The organism is Nocardioides sp. Z38_18, from assembly GCF_058215695.1.
Genome location: NZ_JBZAJE010000001.1, coordinates 236954 through 253296, shown reverse-complemented (window position 1 = coordinate 253296; position 16343 = coordinate 236954). Strand labels below are relative to the sequence as shown.

17 protein-coding genes and 2 tRNA genes are annotated in these 16343 nt (G+C 72.4%); 5 read left to right on the top strand and 14 right to left on the bottom strand.

Annotation, left to right across the window (positions count from 1 at the left end; translation table 11 throughout):
- The first annotated feature begins 4 nt into the window (after positions 1-4).
- Both AC4BGC_RS01180 and AC4BGC_RS01175 read left to right on the top strand, forming a co-directional pair.
- A complete protein-coding gene (locus AC4BGC_RS01180) occupies positions 5-1093 on the top strand; it encodes an adenosine deaminase (RefSeq protein ID WP_490554002.1) in 1089 nt (362 codons plus the stop codon).
- A gap of 49 nt (positions 1094-1142) precedes the next feature.
- A complete protein-coding gene (locus AC4BGC_RS01175) occupies positions 1143-1790 on the top strand; it encodes a hypothetical protein (protein WP_490554001.1) in 648 nt (215 codons plus the stop codon).
- Positions 1791-1830: 40 nt separating this feature from the next.
- On the opposite strand, the gene AC4BGC_RS01170 is transcribed toward AC4BGC_RS01175, so the two are convergent.
- The 4 genes from AC4BGC_RS01170 to AC4BGC_RS01155 all read right to left on the bottom strand — a co-directional run bounded on the left by AC4BGC_RS01170 (position 1831) and on the right by AC4BGC_RS01155 (position 3434).
- Complete coding sequence (locus AC4BGC_RS01170) at positions 1831-2907, bottom strand: UDP-N-acetylmuramate dehydrogenase (RefSeq protein ID WP_490554000.1); 1077 nt, start codon at positions 2905-2907, stop codon at positions 1831-1833.
- Positions 2908-2998: 91 nt separating this feature from the next.
- Positions 2999-3169: a 50S ribosomal protein L33 gene (rpmG, locus tag AC4BGC_RS01165; RefSeq protein WP_183407901.1), complete on the bottom strand. Its 171-nt coding sequence runs from the start codon at positions 3167-3169 to the stop codon at positions 2999-3001.
- Between the two features lie 50 nt (positions 3170-3219).
- Positions 3220-3293 (bottom strand) — tRNA-Met (locus AC4BGC_RS01160).
- A gap of 68 nt (positions 3294-3361) precedes the next feature.
- Positions 3362-3434, bottom strand: a tRNA-Thr gene (locus AC4BGC_RS01155).
- 93 nt (positions 3435-3527) lie between these two features.
- Here AC4BGC_RS01155 and AC4BGC_RS01150 point away from each other — a divergent pair.
- Entirely contained in the window at positions 3528-4352 is an 825-nt protein-coding gene (locus tag AC4BGC_RS01150) for a thioesterase family protein (RefSeq protein ID WP_490553999.1), read from the top strand.
- A gap of 4 nt (positions 4353-4356) precedes the next feature.
- On the opposite strand, the gene AC4BGC_RS01145 is transcribed toward AC4BGC_RS01150, so the two are convergent.
- From AC4BGC_RS01145 to AC4BGC_RS01100, 10 genes are all read right to left on the bottom strand, one after another.
- Positions 4357-5277 carry an alpha/beta hydrolase gene (locus AC4BGC_RS01145; RefSeq protein ID WP_490553998.1) on the bottom strand — a complete coding sequence of 307 codons (921 nt, stop codon included), beginning with the start codon at positions 5275-5277 and terminating at the stop codon, positions 4357-4359.
- A gap of 13 nt (positions 5278-5290) precedes the next feature.
- The gene (locus AC4BGC_RS01140) at positions 5291-6724 is read right to left on the bottom strand and encodes an amidase (RefSeq protein ID WP_490553997.1); all 1434 of its coding nucleotides are present in this window, start codon (positions 6722-6724) and stop codon (positions 5291-5293) included.
- Positions 6725-6786: 62 nt separating this feature from the next.
- Entirely contained in the window at positions 6787-7371 is a 585-nt protein-coding gene (locus tag AC4BGC_RS01135; protein ID WP_490553996.1) for a DNA-3-methyladenine glycosylase I, read from the bottom strand.
- The gene (locus tag AC4BGC_RS01130) at positions 7368-8282 is read right to left on the bottom strand and encodes a homocysteine S-methyltransferase family protein (RefSeq protein WP_490553995.1); all 915 of its coding nucleotides are present in this window, start codon (positions 8280-8282) and stop codon (positions 7368-7370) included. The genes AC4BGC_RS01135 and AC4BGC_RS01130 overlap by 4 nt, the downstream gene beginning before the upstream one ends.
- A 50-nt stretch (positions 8283-8332) precedes the next feature.
- Complete coding sequence (locus tag AC4BGC_RS01125) at positions 8333-8923, bottom strand: hypothetical protein (RefSeq protein ID WP_490553994.1); 591 nt, start codon at positions 8921-8923, stop codon at positions 8333-8335.
- Positions 8920-9486, bottom strand: a complete 567-nt coding sequence (locus tag AC4BGC_RS01120) for an RNA polymerase sigma factor (protein WP_490553993.1) — start codon at positions 9484-9486, stop codon at positions 8920-8922. The genes AC4BGC_RS01125 and AC4BGC_RS01120 overlap by 4 nt, the downstream gene beginning before the upstream one ends.
- 37 nt (positions 9487-9523) lie before the next feature.
- Complete coding sequence (locus tag AC4BGC_RS01115; protein ID WP_490553992.1) at positions 9524-10450, bottom strand: pirin family protein; 927 nt, start codon at positions 10448-10450, stop codon at positions 9524-9526.
- A gap of 102 nt (positions 10451-10552) precedes the next feature.
- Positions 10553-12019 (bottom strand): DEAD/DEAH box helicase, encoded by a 1467-nt coding sequence (locus AC4BGC_RS01110; protein ID WP_490553991.1) that lies wholly within the window; start codon positions 12017-12019, stop codon positions 10553-10555.
- Between the two features lie 240 nt (positions 12020-12259).
- Positions 12260-13456: an acyl-CoA dehydrogenase family protein gene (locus AC4BGC_RS01105; protein ID WP_490553990.1), complete on the bottom strand. Its 1197-nt coding sequence runs from the start codon at positions 13454-13456 to the stop codon at positions 12260-12262.
- Positions 13457-13507: 51 nt separating this feature from the next.
- The gene (locus AC4BGC_RS01100; protein WP_490553989.1) at positions 13508-14371 is read right to left on the bottom strand and encodes an oxygenase MpaB family protein; all 864 of its coding nucleotides are present in this window, start codon (positions 14369-14371) and stop codon (positions 13508-13510) included.
- Positions 14372-14454: 83 nt separating this feature from the next.
- On the opposite strand from AC4BGC_RS01100, the gene AC4BGC_RS01095 reads away from it, so the two are divergent.
- Positions 14455-15798, top strand: coding sequence for a cytochrome P450 (locus AC4BGC_RS01095; RefSeq protein WP_490553988.1), 1344 nt, complete (start codon positions 14455-14457; stop codon positions 15796-15798).
- A complete protein-coding gene (locus AC4BGC_RS01090; protein WP_490546588.1) occupies positions 15795-16343 on the top strand; it encodes a TetR/AcrR family transcriptional regulator in 549 nt (182 codons plus the stop codon). The genes AC4BGC_RS01095 and AC4BGC_RS01090 overlap by 4 nt, the downstream gene beginning before the upstream one ends.

Here is a 16343-nt window from a genome sequence, read left to right as displayed (position 1 = left end):
TCGGATGGACTCGGCCGGACCAGACGCACCCCGACCCGGCCACGACGAGGGAGCGCAGCAGCCCACGACGCGCTTCCGCGACCTCGAAGAGCTCCCCAAGGCGCATCTGCACCTTCATTTCACCGGGTCGATGCGGCACTCCACGCTCCTCGAGCTCGCGGAGCGTGACGGGCACACCCTGCCCGAGAGCCTGGTCGAGGACTGGCCCCCGCAGCTCTCGGCGGCCGACGAGAAGGGCTGGTTCCGCTTCCAGCGGCTCTACGACGTCGCCCGCTCGGTGCTGCGCACCGAGGACGACGTCCGCCGCCTCGTCCGCGAGGCCGCCGAGGACGACAAGCGCGAGGGCTCCCGTTGGCTGGAGATCCAGGTCGACCCCAGCGGGTACGCCGCCCGGTTCGACGGGGTCACGGCGTTCACCGACCTCGTCCTGGACGCGGTGCGGGAGAGCAGCCGCGACGTCGGGATCGGCATCGCCGTGGTCATCGCCGCCAACCGGACCCGGCACCCGCTGGACGCGCGGACGCTGGCCCGGCTCGCCGCGCAGTACGTCGGGCGGGGCGTGGTCGGCTTCGGGCTCTCCAACGACGAGCGCCGCGGCAGCACCCGTGACTTCGCACCGGCCTTCCGGATCGCCGAGCGGGCCGGCCTGATGCTCACTCCCCACGGCGGGGAGCTGCTGGGCGCCGACGCGGCCCGGCTGTGCGTGGAGGAGCTGCACGCCGACCGCCTCGGCCACGGCATCCGCTCGGTCGAGGACCCCGCGCTGCTGGACCTGATCGTCGCCCGGGGGATCCCCCTGGAGGTGTGCCCGGTCTCCAACGTCGCCCTCGGGGTCTACAGCGACCTGTCCTCGGTGCCGCTGCCGGAGCTGATGGCTGCCGGGGCCACCATCGCCCTCGGCGCGGACGACCCGCTGCTGTTCGGCTCCCGGCTCGCGGGGCAGTACGCCACGATGCGCGCGGCCCACGAGCTCAGCGACGTACAGCTGGCCGAGCTGGCGCGGTCCTCGGTCCGGGCCTCCCGCGCCACGGACGAGGACAAGTCGACGTGGTTGGGTGAGATCGACGCCTGGTTGGGGACAATGGCCCCATGACCCTCCCCACAGTGGCCTGCCTGCGCCCACAGCCGTCCCGGACGCCTCGATGAGCACCTACCCCGGGGAGGACCCGCAGGAGCCCCGTGGGGAGCAGTCCGCCGAGGGCACCGGCACCGAGCCGACCCAGCCCGTGGGCTACTGGGAGCGGCTCGCCGCCGAGCAGGCGCAGTCTGGCCAGAGCGACGCCTACGGCCAGAGCGACGCCTACGGCCAGGCCCCCGCAACCACCCCCTACGGCACCTACCCCGCCGGGCAGCAGCCCTACGCCGCTCCGGCACCGGGCGCTCCCGCCAGTGGACAGGCGGGCGGCCAGCAGCCGTGGTACCCGCCGGCGCAGCCGCAGGCCTTCCCTCCCCCGCCGCCCGGCTACGGCGGGTACGCCGCAGCGCAGCCGGAGCATCCCCAGGCGACCCTCGCCCTGGTGCTCGGGCTGGTGGGCCTGGTCGGCGGTCTCGCCGTGTGCGGCCTCCCGCTCGTGGTCGCGCCGTTCGCCTGGGCGATCGGCCGCAAGGCGCTCAACGAGATCGAGGCCTCCCAGGGGCGCCTCGGCGGTGACGGCCTGGCGCGGTCCGGGATGATCATGGGCATCGTCGGGACGATCTTCCTGGTGCTGGCGATCATCGCCGTGATCGGGTTCGTGCTGCTGATCGCCGCGGGGCTCTGGACCGGCGGCAGCACCGTGAGCCAGGTCTGACACAGGACTGAAGCAGGCCTGTGGGCCCGCTGCGGGCCCCTCAGAGCGAGCAGCCCACCATGACGGGCTCGTTGACCAGGGTGATCGCGAACCGCTGCTCCACGCCGGCGCGCAGCTCGCGGGCCAGCTCCAGCAGCTCGGCCGTGGTGGCGCCGCCGCGGTTGGTCAGCGCCAGGGTGTGCCGGTGGGAGATCTGCACCCGCTCGGTGCCGTAGCCCTTGGCGAACCCGGCCTGCTCGATCAGCCAGGCGGCGCTGGTCTTCACCTGCCCGTCGGGCTGCGGCCACGCGGGGGCGCCGGGCGGGACCAGCTCGGCCGGTACCACCGGGTTGGTGAAGAACGAGCCGGTGCTCCACGTGTCGTGGTCGGCCGGGTCGAGCACCATGCCCTTGCTGCGGCGCAGGGCGAGCACCGCGGCACGTACGTCGGCGGCGGGGGCACGCTCCCCCACGGCCACCCCGAGGGCGCGGGCCAGCTCGGCGTACTGCACGGGCGCGCCGAGGTCGCCGAGCCGGAACGCGAAGGTCACCGAGAGGACCACGTGACGTCCGGGCTCCTCCTTGAAGCGGCTGGTCCGGTAGCCGAAGCCGCAGTCGGCGGCCGCGAAGGTCCGGACCTGACGGTCGACCCGGTCCCAGGTGCGCACCCGCGCGATCGTCTGGGCGACCTCCTGGCCGTAGGCGCCGACGTTCTGGATCGGGGTCGCACCGACGGTCCCCGGGATGCCGGAGAGCGCCTCGATGCCGATCCACTCGCGCTCGACGGCCGTGGCGACCAGGTCGTCCCAGCTCTCTCCCGCGCCGACCTCGACGTAGGCCCCGCCGCACAGGTCCGACTCGACCTGCAGGCCCCCGTTGCGGACCACGAGCACGCGCCCGGCATACCCCTCGTCGGCGACCACCAGGTTGCTGCCGCCCCCGACGACCAGGAGCGGCGTCCGGGCGTCGTCGGCCGTGCGGACCGACTCGACGAGCTCGGCCTCCTCGCGGGCCTCCACCAGGTCGGTGGCGGGGCCGCCGAGCCGCAGGGTGGTCAGGTCGGCCAGCCGCGCCCCGGACGCAGTGACTGGCTGGGAACCGGGCTCGGGACCGGGCTCGGGACTGGGCTGGGAGCGCACGCTCATGACGCTAGCCGGAGCGGGACCCGGGATACACAAAACGGCCCCGGCCGAGCCGGAGCCGTCTGTGCGATGGGTCAATCCGCTCGGATCAGCGGGTCTCGCGGTGGTCGGTGTGCGTGCGGCAACGCGGGCAGAACTTCTTCAGCTCCATGCGGTCCGGGTCGTTGCGGCGGTTCTTCTTGGTGATGTAGTTGCGTTCCTTGCAGTCCACGCACGCCAAGGTGATCTTGGGGCGGACGTCAGAGCTCTTGCTGGCCACTTTCGTGCCTTCTTCCTGGCTTGTGATGCTTGCTGCGTTCGACGAATCCGTAGCGGGGGCGGGACTCGAACCCGCGACACCACGATTATGAGCCGTGTGCTCTAACCACCTGAGCTACCCCGCCATAGGAACACGCCCGAGCACCCACACATTCCTGCTCGTCGTGTGGGTGGACCGGGCGCCACTTCCCTGAGCCCCTTTACGGAATCGAACCGTAGACCTTCTCCTTACCATGGAGACGCTCTGCCGTCTGAGCTAAAGGGGCGTGACCGTAGGGCCAGCGAGAAGACTACACAGCCTCGGTGGGATACCTGAAATCGGGCCCGGTCTGCCTTGACCTCGACGGGATGATCGAGCTGTGAACCCGCCTGCCACCACCTGGTACGAGCCCCTCGGAGAGGGGCGTTTCCTCTCCACCGAGGCCACCGCCGGCCCCTGGAGCCCGGACGCCCAGCACGGCGGTCCACCGGCGGCCCTGCTCGGCCGGGCCCTGGAGACCCTGCACGAGGGAGCCGACGGGAACGAGGGGCAGCCCCGGGTGATCGGCCGGTTCACGATGGACCTGCTCGGCCCGGTGCCGGTTCAGGAGCTGCAGGTCACCACGTCGGTGCTGCGGCCCGGCCGGTCGGTCTCGCTGCGCCAGGCCGAGCTCAGCGACCTCACCGGGCGCGTCGTGGCACGTGCCCAGGGGTGGGCCTTCCCCGCGGGAGCTGGGGACACGGCGGAAGGCGGCGCCGCCTCCGCGGCGACACCGTTGCCGCACCTCCCGCGCGACGGGCACCACGAGGAGCCGCCCTCGACCTGGTCCCGCGGCTACCTCGACTCCGTGGAGTGGCAGTGGATCGACGGAGCCGTCACCCGCCCCGGGGCGGCCGTGGTCTGGATGCGCCCACTGCTCCAGCTGGTCCCGGGCGAGGAGATGAGCCCCCTCCAGCGGCTGCTCGGGTGCGTGGACTCCGCGTCGGGCGCCTCGGCGGTGCTGGACCCCACCCGGTGGAACTTCCTGAACACCGAGCTCACCGTGCACGTGCTGCGCCCACCGGTCGGCGAGTGGGTGTGCCTGAGCGCCGAGACCACCATCGGTCCCGGCGCCGTGGGGCTGGCCTCCTCCGAGGTGTACGACGAGCTCGGGCTGGTCGCCCGGTCGGCCCAGGCGCTGCTCGTCACACCCAGGAGCCGCTGAGGCGCTACCCGGCGAGGTGGCGCCCGGCGAACCGCAGCTGCGCCGGGGCGATCCGGCGCCAGTAGGCCAGGTCGTGGGCGCCCCGCTGGAACCTGACCCGGAGGTCCGGCCGCTCGGAGAACCCGGCGACGTAGCTCCTCGTGGCCGGGTAGAACGGGTCGCCGGTCCCGCAGTCGATCCGGACCGGGATGCCGGCGAGCTCGTCCTGGTGACCGAAGACGCTGAACTCGGCGTACTCCTCGGCGTCGCGGAACCCCGACCTGGAGGCGCCGGCGCCGTCGGTCCACAGCGCCGGGCTCGCCGCGACCACCACGGCGCACCGTTCCGGGCCCAGGACGGCGCCGAGCCGCAGGGCGGCGTACCCGCCCATGGACCAGCCCAGGAGGCCGATCCGGCCGGTCTCCAGCCCGTGCCGGGCCAGGAGTGGCACGAGCTCCTCGAGGACCATGGCGCCGGCGTCCTCGCCGTCGGGCCGCCGGTGCCAGTAGCTCCGCCCGCCGTCGACGGACGCGATGGCGAACGGCGGGAGGGCACCCCGCTCCCCGGGTCGATCCTTGCGCCGTACCCCGGCCGTGAGGAAGCGGTCCAGGCCCAGGCGCGGAGCGAGGGCAGTGCGGTGGTCACCGCCGAGGCCGTGCATCACCACGAGCACCGGAAGCGGCCCGTCCGCGGGCACCGACGGAGGCCGGACGATCGCCCACCCGGTCGGCACGCCACCGCGTGCCCTGGAGACGAACGACCCGGTGACGACCTCCCCGGAGGAGACGGCCGGCACCCGGCCCGGCTCCCCGTTGAGCCCGAGCCGGTCCTGCACCCAGGGCCTGCCCGGAGCCACGCCCCGCTCCACCGCGAGCGCCAGTCCTCCGAGCCCTGCCACCCCGGCTCCCCCGCCCAGGAGGACACCTCGGCGGCTCACCCGGGTCATGGTCGGCCCCGCCTCAGGCCCGGTCCTGGATCCTCGCGAACGGCTGGGCGGCCTCGAGCTCGTAGGCGACCTGCAGCAGGCGGCGGTCGCGCCCCCGCTCGGCTGCCAGCTGTACGCCGATCGGGAGTCCCTTCGAGGACCGGCCCATCGGCAGCGAGATCGCGGGGTCTCCGGTGGCGTTCTGCAGCGGCGTGAAGCAGACCCACTCCAGCAGGTGCTCGATGATCGTCTCGTAGGGCTGGGAGGGGTCCAGCCAGCCGAGCTCGGGAGTCACCCGCGCGAGCGTCGGGGTCAGGACCACGTCGTGTTCGGCGAAGAACCGGCGGCTGGTGCGGTAGGACCTGTTCAGCCGCACGATCGCCCGCGGCAGCTTCAGGGAGTTCCGCAGCGCGTGCCGGGCCAGGCCCTTGGTGAGGTTGTCGTTGCGGCTGCGGTCGTAGCTGCGATTGAACCGCTGCTTGCCGGTGCTGCTCAGCGCGAGCGCGAGCGAGCTCCAGTAGAGCAGGAAGTCGTCCTCGAAGCTGGCGGGCACCGGGGCCGGGACCGGCTCGATCGTGTGCCCGAGGCCCTCGAGGAGGGACGCGGTGTGCAGCACCGCAGCGGTGGTCTCCTCGTCGGTGGTCCGGCCCCCGATCGAGTCGGTGACCAGGGCGACCCGCAGGCGCTTCCTGCCCGGGCCCGTGACGTCGCCCACCGGCGGGAGGCCCACGTCGCGGTAGACGCGCTCGGACTCGCGCAGGAAGGCGGCGGTGTCGCGCACCGAGCGGGTCACCACGCCGTCGTGGACGATCTTGACCGGCATCTCGCGGTTCGACCGGTCACCGGGGACGCGGCCCCGGGTGGGCTTGAGGCCCACCAGCCCGCAGCAGGCGGCCGGGATCCGGATCGACCCGCCACCGTCGTTGGCGTGCGCGATCGTCACCGCACCGGCTGCCACGAAGGCCGCCGACCCGGCCGAGGACGCCCCCGAGGTGTGCCCGGTCTGCCACGGGTTGCGCACCGGCGGGTCCTCGACGAACTCGGCGCTCGCGCTGAAGCCGTACTCCGAGAGCCGGGTCTTGCCCAGCGTGGTGGTCCCGATCAGGCCGTACATCCGTGCGAAGTCCCCGTCGGCGCGGGCCGGCTCGGCCACGTAGGCGCGGGTGCCCTGCTGCGTCGGCAGTCCGGCCACGTCGCTGTTGTCCTTGACGAAGCTGGGCTGGCCGGCGAAGAAGCCGCCGTGCGGGGCCGCGGCCTCGGTCCTCGCGGCGCCGAACCGGTCGACCGCCAGGCCGTGGAGATCCGGGTCGAGCAGCGTCGTACGCGCGATCGACGCCTCGACCGCCTCCTGGCGGGAGACCCTGCCGGAGCGGATCTCCTCGGCGAGGCCGACGGCGTCGTGCTCGCCGAGGGCGTCGTCACCGAAGGCGTGGACACGGGACTGCGAGGCCGCTGCGACGTCGGGCATGGGCCGAACCGTAGCCCGTCGCCGGGGCGTTTCGCGGCGGCGACGGGCCTCGTCCTCGGGCGTCACCGGGCGATGCCCCTGCGGTGGCAGCCGACGAGGTGGGTGTCCACCATCCCGGTGGCCTCCATCAGCGCGTGCACGGTGGTCGGCCCTACGAAGCCGAACCCACGCTTGCGCAGGGCCTTCGACAGCGCCGTCGACTCCGCCGAGAGCGTCGGGACCTCCGCGGCGACGTGCGGCTCGGGGTCGTGCTCGGGGGCGTAGCCGTCGAGGAACGCCTCCAGCCCGCCGTCCGCACGCAGCGTGATGGCAGCGGCGGCGTTCTTGCGGGTGGCCAGGATCTTGGCGCGGTTGCGCACGATCCCGGTGTCCTGCATCAGCCGGTCGAGGTCGGCGTCGGTCATCGCGGCGACCGTGTCGACGTCGAAGTCGTGGAACACCTCGCGGAACCGGTCGCGCTTGTTCAGGATCGTGGACCAGGACAGCCCCGCCTGGAAGCCCTCGAGGCTGAGCCGCTCGAACAGGCCCCGCTCGCCGCGGACGCGCACCCCCCACTCGGTGTCGTGGTAGTCGCGCATCGTGCCGGGCCGGCTCGCCCAGGGGCAGCGTGCGACCCCGTCCTCACCCACGACGGGCCCCTGGCTCATCCCCGCCCTCGGCCGATCGCCCGGCTGATGGCACTGATGTGTGCGGGGGTGGACCCGCAGCAGGCACCGATCAGGTCCACCCCGAGGTCGCGCAGCTCGGCTGCGTGGGCGGCGAGGTCGTCCGGCGACGCGTCGTACTCGAAGTGGTCACCGACGACCTGCGGCAGCCCGGCGTTGGACTGCGCCACGAGCAGCAGCCCCTCGGGCCGCGCCGCGACCATCTCGGCGGCGATCGCGGCCATCTCGGCGGGTCCGCGGCCGCAGTTGGCGCCGACCGCATCGGCTCCCGCCGCGGCCAGGGCGACCACGGCCTCCGCGGGCCGGACGCCCATCATCGTGCGCAGGTTGGTGTCGAAGCTCATCGTGGCGACCACCGGGAGCCCGGGGACGACCTCGTGTGCCGCAGCCACGGCTGCCTCGGCCTCGGCCAGGTCGCTCATCGTCTCGATCAGCACCAGGTCGATGCCGCCGGCACGGAGCCCCTCGAGCTGCTCGGCGAAGAGCGCCTGCGCGGTCAGCCCGTCCATCGTGCCGAGCGGGGCCATCAGCTCGCCGGTGGGACCCAGGCCACCCGCGACCAGGGCGCCGTACTGCTCGGCGACCTCGCGGGCGATCCGTGCCCCCGCTTCGTTCAGCTCGTGCACCCGGTCCCCCAGCCCGTGCATGTCCAGCCTCGGACGGGTCCCGCCGAAGGTGTTCGTGGTGAGGATCCGCGCCCCGGCCTCGGCGTACGCGCGGTGGGCCCCGCGCACGTCGTCCGGGCGCTCCACGTTCCACAGCTCACCGGAGCCGCCGTCGTCGAGCCCGAGGTCCTGCAGCAGCGTCCCCATGCCGCCGTCGACCACGACGGGACCGCGGGAGGCGAGGTCGGCGAGCGTGGGGCGGGTCTGGCTCAGCTGGTCATCGGTCACGAACCGAGCCTAGGGTGCCGCGGCAACACAGCCCGGCTCCGCGGTTCCCGCTAGTAGGAGTCGCCGGGGACCACCGTGCACGGCTTGACCGGACCGGCAGTCACGTCGAACTCCGTCCAGCCGCTGAAGCCGCCGAGATCCGTGCCGCTGGCCCCGGACTCCTCGCCCGACGGCGGGAGGGGCTCACCCGAGACGGCCATCACGAAGGTCTCCCCGTCGCGGACCGTGCCCGGCGGCAGGGTCACCCTGAGGAGCTCGGAGCCCATCGTCACGCCCATGCCGGAGAGCCTTCGGTCCACGGGGGCGTACCGGCCGGGTGCGCACTCCTGGTGCCCGGGCACGTAGGTGACGTCCGCGGCGACGCCGTGCTCCCGGAGCGCGGCCTCGAGCCCCCCAGCGTCCTCGAGCCGTCGCACCTCGACGGTGATCGTGCCGGAGTTGCCCTCGAGCACCGAGTACGCCGGGGTCTGCCCTAGGCCCGGAAGCACCACGACCAGCGCCGCTGCGGCTGCCACGGCGCCGGATCCGATCAGCACCAGTCGGGGTCGCAGGGCGCGTGCGGGTCGCGGAGGCGGCTGCTCCACGTGCTCGCGCAGCCGGCTCAGAAGGGCGGTCTCGAAGGAGTCGAGCGGAGCGTTCATGGAGTCACCTCGTGCAGGTCGGCCAGGGGATGGGTCAGGACTCCGGCGAGGCGTCGCCGGGCACGGTGGTAGTGCACCCGGGCGTTGCCGGGCGAGATGCCCAGGGCGGTGGCGGCCTCCACCAGCGACAGCCCGTCGAGCGCGACCAGCTCCACGACGCGCCGCTGACGCTCCGGGAGCGAGGAGAGGGACCGGTAGACCGCACGGGCCTCGCGCTGGCCGTCGATGCGGGCGATGATCCGGTCGGTCGCCTCCTCGTCGAGCAGCTCGCGGGCCTCGAGCCGCCCCGCGGCGCGCACGGCCCGGGCCGCGGACCGGTGGTGGCTGGCCACCACGCGGCGCGCGATGCCGTAGAGCCAGGCCCTCGGGACCGCGTCTCCCCGGTAGCTGCGGCTCGCGGCGATGGCGGCCAGGAACACCTCGGCGGTCAGGTCGGCAGCGTCCTCGGGAGTCTCCACCCGCCTGGCCACGAAGCGCTGCACCGCCTCCAGGTGTTCGCGGTAGAACGCCTCCAGGGCATCCGGGTCTCGTCCGATCTCGGCGAGACCGGCAACGGTCGTCATGCCTGATTGTGGTCGCAGACCCCGATCGCGTTACACCTCAGGGACCGCGCTGGACCATCCGGGCGTTGGGCAGGGGCGGGGAGTGCAGCGCCTCGAGGGGGTCGTCCTCCGGCAGGGAGAACCTGTCGCTGGCGCCCTCGTCGAGGAGACGCTCCCAGTCGGCCCGGTAGCCGACCACCTCGTCGTGGTCGCGGCCGATGTAGTTCCACCACATCACGATCCGCTCGCCGAACGGCGGCCCGCCGATGAGCAGCAGCCTGGTCGGCTCAGTGGCGCTGAGCTCGATCGAGTCCTGCCCGGGCGCCAGGAAGCCGAGCTCGTGGGCGCCCAGCGGCTCGCCGTCGACGCTCACGTTGCCGTGGTCCACGAGCACGCCCAGCTCGTACGCCGGGTCGACCGGCACCTGCAACGTCGTACCGACGTCCAGGGTGAGCTCCGCCCCGAGCAACGGGCTGAACGTCCGCACCGGGGAGGCGGACCCCAGCAGCGAGCCGATGAACACGCGTGCCTCCCAGCCCTCGCCACTGACCGGCTCCGGCGCGTGGTGCTCGAAGGCGGGATCCACCTGCCGGTGCGCGTCGGGCAGGGCCAGCCACAGCTGGGCTCCGTGCAGGATGGTGGTCTCGGGCGTGGAGTACTCGCTGTGGCTGATCCCGCGTCCGGCGGTCATCAGGTTGAGCTCGCCGGGGCGCACCGTCGCGTGGTGCCCCGCGGAGTCCCGGTGCTCGATCTCACCGGTGAACAGCCAGCTCACGGTCTGCAGGCCGGTGTGCGGGTGCGGAGGCACCACCATCCCGCCCTCAGGCGCTTCCCGCGAGCCGGTCGAAGGGACCTCGTCGGGACCGTAGTGGTCCAGGAAGCACCAGGCGCCGATCAGCGAGCGCTGGCGCTGCGGGAGCGTGCGCCGCACGTTCATCGCACGCAGACCGCCGAGCGGCACGTCACGCGGGGTCAGGATGTCCATGCGCCACAGGGTGACACGGACACAAAGACACCGAGGCGGCTCGCGTCCGATCGCTGGCGAGAGCGTCGGACGGGCGAGCCGCCTCGGTGGGTTCTGGGGGGATCAGCGCGTGCGGCCGCTGAACCCTGCTGCGCTGTGGCTGCTGCCCGAGGAGCTGCCCGAGGAGCTGCTCGAGGAGCTGCTCGAGGAGTAGGCCACGGACGAGCCAGAGCCGCCACGGCGACCGCCGGAGCGACCGCTCTGGCCGCCCTGGCCGCCGGAGCGGCCACCCTGGCCACCGGAGCGCGGCTGGCCCTGCGAGCGGCCGCGGCCACCGCCGCCACCGCCACCGCTGCGACGACCGCCGCCACCGGAGTTACTGGACTGGACGGGACGCTCGTCGGGCAATCCGCCGGCGACGAGGACCCGCTCGCCGGGAGCGAGCTGGCGCAGCAGCGCGTGCTCGGGACCCGAGACCTTGGTGGTGGTCGGCTTGATGCCGGCGGCACGCGTCAGCGTGCGCACGTCGTTGACCTGCTGGTCGGTCATCATCGTGATGACCGTGCCGGCGGCACCGGCGCGGGCCGTGCGACCGGAGCGGTGCAGGTAGGCCTTGTGCTCGGCGGGCGGGTCGGCGTGGACCACGAGGGCCACGTCGTCCACGTGGATGCCGCGCGCGGCGATGTCGGTGGCCACGAGGGTGCTGGCCTTGCCCGACTGGAACGCCTCCATGTTGCGGGTGCGGGCGTTCTGCGCGAGGTTGCCGTGCAGCTCCACCGTGGGCACGCCGCGAGAGTTCAGCTGCCGGGCGAGCGCCTTCGCGCCGTGCTTGGTGCGGGTGAACACGATCGTGCGGCCGGGCGCGCTGGTCAGGTCGACGAGCACGGGCACGCGCTGGTCGCGGTGCACGTGCAGGACGTGGTGGTCCATCTTCGCGACCGGCGACTGGGCGGAGTCGGCCTCGTGCGTGGCCGGGTTGCTCAGGAACTTCTTGACCAGGACGTTGACGCCGGCGTCGAGGGTGGCCGAGAACAGCATCCGCTGCCCGTTGCCGGGCGTCTTCTCCAGGATGCGGCGTACGGCGGGCAGGAAGCCCAGGTCGGCCATGTGGTCGGCCTCGTCGAGGATGGTGACCTCGACGGCGCCCAGGTCGCAGGCACCTTGCTGGATCAGGTCCTCGAGGCGTCCCGGGCAGGCGATCAGCACGTCGACACCGGCTCGCAGAGCCTGCACCTGCGGGCCCTGGCCGACCCCACCGAACACGGTGCGGGTCTTGAGACCGTTGACCTTGGCCAGCGGCTCGAGGGCTGCGGTGATCTGGGTGACCAGCTCCCGAGTGGGGGCGAGGATCAGGGCGCGCGGGCGCTTCGGCGTACGACGGGCGCCGGACTTCTCGAGCCGGGCGATCATCGGCAGCAGGAAGGCGAGCGTCTTGCCGGAGCCGGTGCGGCCACGCCCGAGGACGTCGCGACCCGCGATCGAGTCAGGCAGCGTCGCCGCCTGGATGGGGGTCGGCTCGGTGATGCCCTGGGAGGTGAGGATGTCGCTGAGCCCTGCGGGTACGCCGAGCTCGATGAAGGATGTAGACAAGGGAATTGGTATCGCTAACTGTGTGAATGTCTCGCCACAGTCACGTCGAGGTTCTCGTCGTGAAGACTGGGCGTCGTGGAGCACTGGTGCCCGAAGGTCCGTGGAGCTGCAACACGCATCAGGGTCGAGGCAAGACTGGACGACCCTTGTGGTTGAACTGTAGGGCACTGCGCCCCTGTCTCCCGCATTTGCGGGAACTCCGCGACGTGTGACCTGGGACTCGTTGCGCGTTCGCGCAGCTCAGCGGAAGGCGTCCTGGCCGGTCAGCGCCTTGCCGAGCACGAGCTGGTGGACCTCGGAGGTCCCCTCGTAGGTGAGCACCGACTCGAGGTTGTTGGCGTGGCGCAGCATCGGCCACTCCAGGGTGATCCCGGCGGCGCCGAGGATCGTGCGGCACTCGCGGGCGATCGCGAGCGCCTCACGGATGTTGTTCAGCTTGCCGAAGCTGACCTGCTCGGGGGTGATCCGGCCCTCGTCCTTGAGCCGGCCGAGGTGCAGCGCGAGCAGCATCGCCTTGCCCAGCTCCACGGTCATGTCGGCGAGCTTGGCCTGGGTGAGCTGGAAGCCGCCCAGCGGTTTGTCGAAGATCTCGCGCTCGGCGGCGTAGCGCAGGGTCGCCTCCAGGCAGTCGCGGGCCGCACCGACCGAGCCGAAGATGATCCCGAACCGGGCCTCGGTCAGACAGCTGAGCGGACCCCGCAGCCCGGTGACGTTCGGCAGCACGGCGTCCGCGGGCAGGCGGACGCCGTCGAGCACGAGCTCGCTGGTCACCGAGGCCCGCATGGACAGCTTCTGCTTGATCTCCGGGGCGGAGAAGCCCGGAGCGTCCGTGGGTACGACGAACCCCCGGATCCCGGCGTCGGGCCCAGTCCCGTCGACCCGGGCCCAGACCACTGCGACGTCGGCGACCGAGCCGTTGGTGATCCACATCTTGGTGCCGTCGAGGATCCAGTCGGCGTTCTCCCCCGACCCGTCGCGCCTCGCACGCGTACGCATCCCGGCCGGGTTGGACCCGAAGTCGGACTCGGTCAGCCCGAAGCAGCCGATCTTCTCCCCCTTGGCCATCTCCGGGAGCCACTGCTGGCGCTGCTCCTCCGAGCCGTGGGCGTGGATGGCATACATCGCCAGGCTGCCCTGGACCGAGACCAGCGAGCGGATCCCGGAGTCCCCGGCCTCGACCTCCAGGCAGGCCAGGCCGTAGGCCGTCGTGCTGGTGCCGGCGCAGCCGTAGCCCTCGAGGTGCATGCCCAGCGCCCCGATCGACCCGAGCTCGCGGGCCAGCTCGCGCACCGGCGTGCTGCCGTGCTCGTACCACTCCGCGATGTCGGGCCGGATCCGCTCGTCGACGAACCGCCGGACGGTCTGCTGGATCGCGCGGTCCTCCTCGCTGATCAACGAGTCGGTGTCGAGCAGTCCCAGGGGAGAACGATCAGCCATGCACCCTTTCTACCTGCCGGGGCCGCTGTCTGCTCGGCGTGCGACCGGACCTCAGGCGCTGGCGCCCGCCCGCCTGAAGGCGCGCAGGGCGATCGGGTGCATCCGGCGCCGGGCGGGGAGCCGGCGGTAGAGCGGGTCGAGGGCGCGGCACACCGCAGCGAACCGGCGGTAGCGCCGCTCCTGCGCCTCGGTCCACGGCAGCCCGAGGATCTCCCGGCCACGCGGCGGCATCCCGCCGATGGTGATCGAGGCGCTGACCGCGTTGACCGGCCGCTTGACCAGCCACCACACCGGCTTGGGCACCTTCGCGGGCCTGGGCCAGCCCTTGGTCGCGTAGCCCACGCCGTAGGACGCGGTGCGGTGGGCGACGAGTCGCTCGCTCAGCGCCTGCTCGAAGTAGGCCTCGAACTCGGCGTACGTCGAGGGCGTGCCGCGGGAGGAGACGCCGTACCGCTCGAACCAGGTGATCGACTCGGCGAAGATCTGCTCCTTGTCCGCGCGGCTGAGGCGCCGGATGAAGGTGTCGGTCGCGGTGATCAGGTGCTCGACGAAGCAGGCGTGCGCCCAGTAGTAGGTGTCCGGGTTCAGCGCGCTGTAGGGGGAGCCGTCGGGGAGCTTGCCCTTGATCGGGCGGTGGAAGTCGCGCACCTCGTGGCCGCTGGACTCCGGGTCGGCGCCGTAGACGGTGTTGAAGATCGGCGGGATGCTGCGCTGCAGCCGGGCCAGGGTCTCCGCGAACCACACGGAGTGGTCCTCCACCCCCTGCCCCAGCGAGGGGAGCATGTTCTGCAGCACGGCCGCGCGGGGCCCGAGGAGCACCTGCCGGTTGTCGGCGAAGTACCTCCAGGTCAGCGACTCCGGGCCGAGCGGGAGGGGCTCGTCCGTGGCTGCGGCGGCGTGCTGGAGAGAGGTCATGGTGATACATTGAAACAGATTTGTCTCATCATTCCAACGCCTCTGTGCGAGGCCGCATCCTCAGACCCGGAGGTCACCACCGGATGACTACGACGACACCCACCGCCCCGCGGAAGGTCCGCGGGCCGCTGCTCGGCATCCCGCACCTGCTCCAGCTGCGGGCGAACCCGATCGGGCACAACGAGTTCCTGCGGGAGTCGTACGGCGAGGTCTACCGGCTCAACGTGTTCGGCGTGAGGGTCTTCGTCACCGCGGGGGCCGACATGGCCGAGCAGGTGCTGGTCAACCGCGACCGCACCTTCGCGAACGGGCCGGCGTGGTCGCACTTCATCGGGCCGTTCTTCCACCGCGGGATCATGCTGCTCGACTTCGACGAGCACCTGCACCACCGCCGGATCCTGCAGCACGCGTTCACCAACGACGCCCTGCGCAGCTATCACGCGGTGATGGCCCCGCACGTGCGCCGGAACCTCGAGACGTGGAAGGACGTGGAGAACCCGCGCCTGCACCACATGTTCAAGGAGCTCACCCTCGACCTCGCGCTGGAGACCTTCGTGGGCGTGAAGCTGAGCGCCGAGGAGCAGCGGGAGGTGAACAAGGCGTTCATCGCCGCGGTCCGCGCGGGCACCTCGCTGGTGCGCAAGAACATCCCCGGCACCCCGTGGGCCAAGGGGCTGCGGGCACGCAGGTTCCTCGAGGACTTCTTCCGGTCGCACCTGCCGGCCAAGCGGCGCGACGGTGGCGACGACCTGTTCGCCCAGCTGTGCCAGGCGCAGAGCGAGGACGGCGAGCAGTTCAGCGACGACGACATCGTCAACCACATGATCTTCCTGCTGATGGCCGCGCACGACACCACCACGATCACGATGAGCTCGATGGCCTACCACCTGGCCACCCACCCCGAGTGGCAGGAGCGGGCGCGGGAGCAGTCGCTCGCCGTCGGCGAGACCGACTACGACGGCATCATGGGCCTCGACGTCCTCGACCGGGTGATGAAGGAGGCGCTGCGGCTGTGCTCGCCGGTGCCCTCGCTCCCCCGGGTGGCCACGCGGGACACCGAGATCGCCGGGTTCGCGGTCCCTGCCGGCTCGTTCGTCACCGTCTCGCCGTACATGAACCACTACCTGCCCGAGCTGTGGCCCGACCCCACCCGGTTCGACCCGGACCGGTTCGCGCCCGACCGGCGTGAGGACCGCTCGCACCGGCTGGCCTACGAGCCGTTCGGCGCGGGGGTGCACAAGTGCATCGGGATGCACTTCGCCGGGATGCAGGTGCGCGCGATCTTCCACGAGCTGCTGCGCAGCTACAAGTGGTCGGTGCCGGAGGGCTACGAGTGGCCGATCGACCTCACCGCGCTGCCCTACCCCCGCGACGGCGTACCCGTGACCCTGGAGCCCCTCACCGAGGGGGAGAAGATGCTCTCGTGACCACTGCGATCCTCGATGCCGCACAGCAGGTCTTCGAGCAGTACGGCGCCCGCCGGGCCAACGTGGAGGACGTGGCCCGCACCGCGGGGATCAGCCGCAGCACGCTGTACCGCGCCTACCCCAACAAGGAGGTGCTGCTCGAGGCGGTGCTGCTGCGCCAGCTCGACGACTTCCTGACCGCCCTGGACCGCGTCGCCGCGGACCTGCCTCCCCGGGAGGCCGTGGTGGAGTGCTTCACCCGCGGCCTGGCGCTGACCCGCGAGATCCCGCTGCTCGCCCGGCTGGCCCAGAGCGAGCCCGACGTCGTCAGCGCCGCGGGCGCCGCCTCCCAGAGCACGCTCGTCCTCGGCTCGGCGTCCCGCGTCGTCGCCACCCTGCGCCGCAGCGGCGCCACCATGCCCGACGACGAGCTCGCCACCGTGGCCGAGCTGATGCTCCGCGTCTCCTGGACCTACCTGCTCAACCCCCGCGGCGGCCTCGACGTCACCGACGAGCACGCCGTACGCGAGTACGCGCGGAAGTACCTCGCGCCGCTGGTCTACTGA

What these genes read in the sequence shown, in the direction of transcription:
- AC4BGC_RS01180 (WP_490554002.1), top strand. Translation starts at nt 5, where the DNA reads ATGGACTCGGCCGGACCAGACGCACCCCGACCCGGCCACGACGAGGGA.
- AC4BGC_RS01175 (WP_490554001.1), top strand. Translation starts at nt 1,143, where the DNA reads ATGAGCACCTACCCCGGGGAGGACCCGCAGGAGCCCCGTGGGGAGCAG.
- AC4BGC_RS01145 (WP_490553998.1), bottom strand. Translation starts at nt 5,277, where the DNA reads ATGACCCGGGTGAGCCGCCGAGGTGTCCTCCTGGGCGGGGGAGCCGGG.
- AC4BGC_RS01140 (WP_490553997.1), bottom strand. Translation starts at nt 6,724, where the DNA reads ATGCCCGACGTCGCAGCGGCCTCGCAGTCCCGTGTCCACGCCTTCGGT.
- AC4BGC_RS01135 (WP_490553996.1), bottom strand. Translation starts at nt 7,371, where the DNA reads ATGAGCCAGGGGCCCGTCGTGGGTGAGGACGGGGTCGCACGCTGCCCC.
- AC4BGC_RS01125 (WP_490553994.1), bottom strand. Translation starts at nt 8,923, where the DNA reads ATGAACGCTCCGCTCGACTCCTTCGAGACCGCCCTTCTGAGCCGGCTG.
- AC4BGC_RS01120 (WP_490553993.1), bottom strand. Translation starts at nt 9,486, where the DNA reads ATGACGACCGTTGCCGGTCTCGCCGAGATCGGACGAGACCCGGATGCC.
- AC4BGC_RS01115 (WP_490553992.1), bottom strand. Translation starts at nt 10,450, where the DNA reads ATGGACATCCTGACCCCGCGTGACGTGCCGCTCGGCGGTCTGCGTGCG.
- AC4BGC_RS01105 (WP_490553990.1), bottom strand. Translation starts at nt 13,456, where the DNA reads ATGGCTGATCGTTCTCCCCTGGGACTGCTCGACACCGACTCGTTGATC.
- AC4BGC_RS01100 (WP_490553989.1), bottom strand. Translation starts at nt 14,371, where the DNA reads ATGACCTCTCTCCAGCACGCCGCCGCAGCCACGGACGAGCCCCTCCCG.
- AC4BGC_RS01095 (WP_490553988.1), top strand. Translation starts at nt 14,455, where the DNA reads ATGACTACGACGACACCCACCGCCCCGCGGAAGGTCCGCGGGCCGCTG.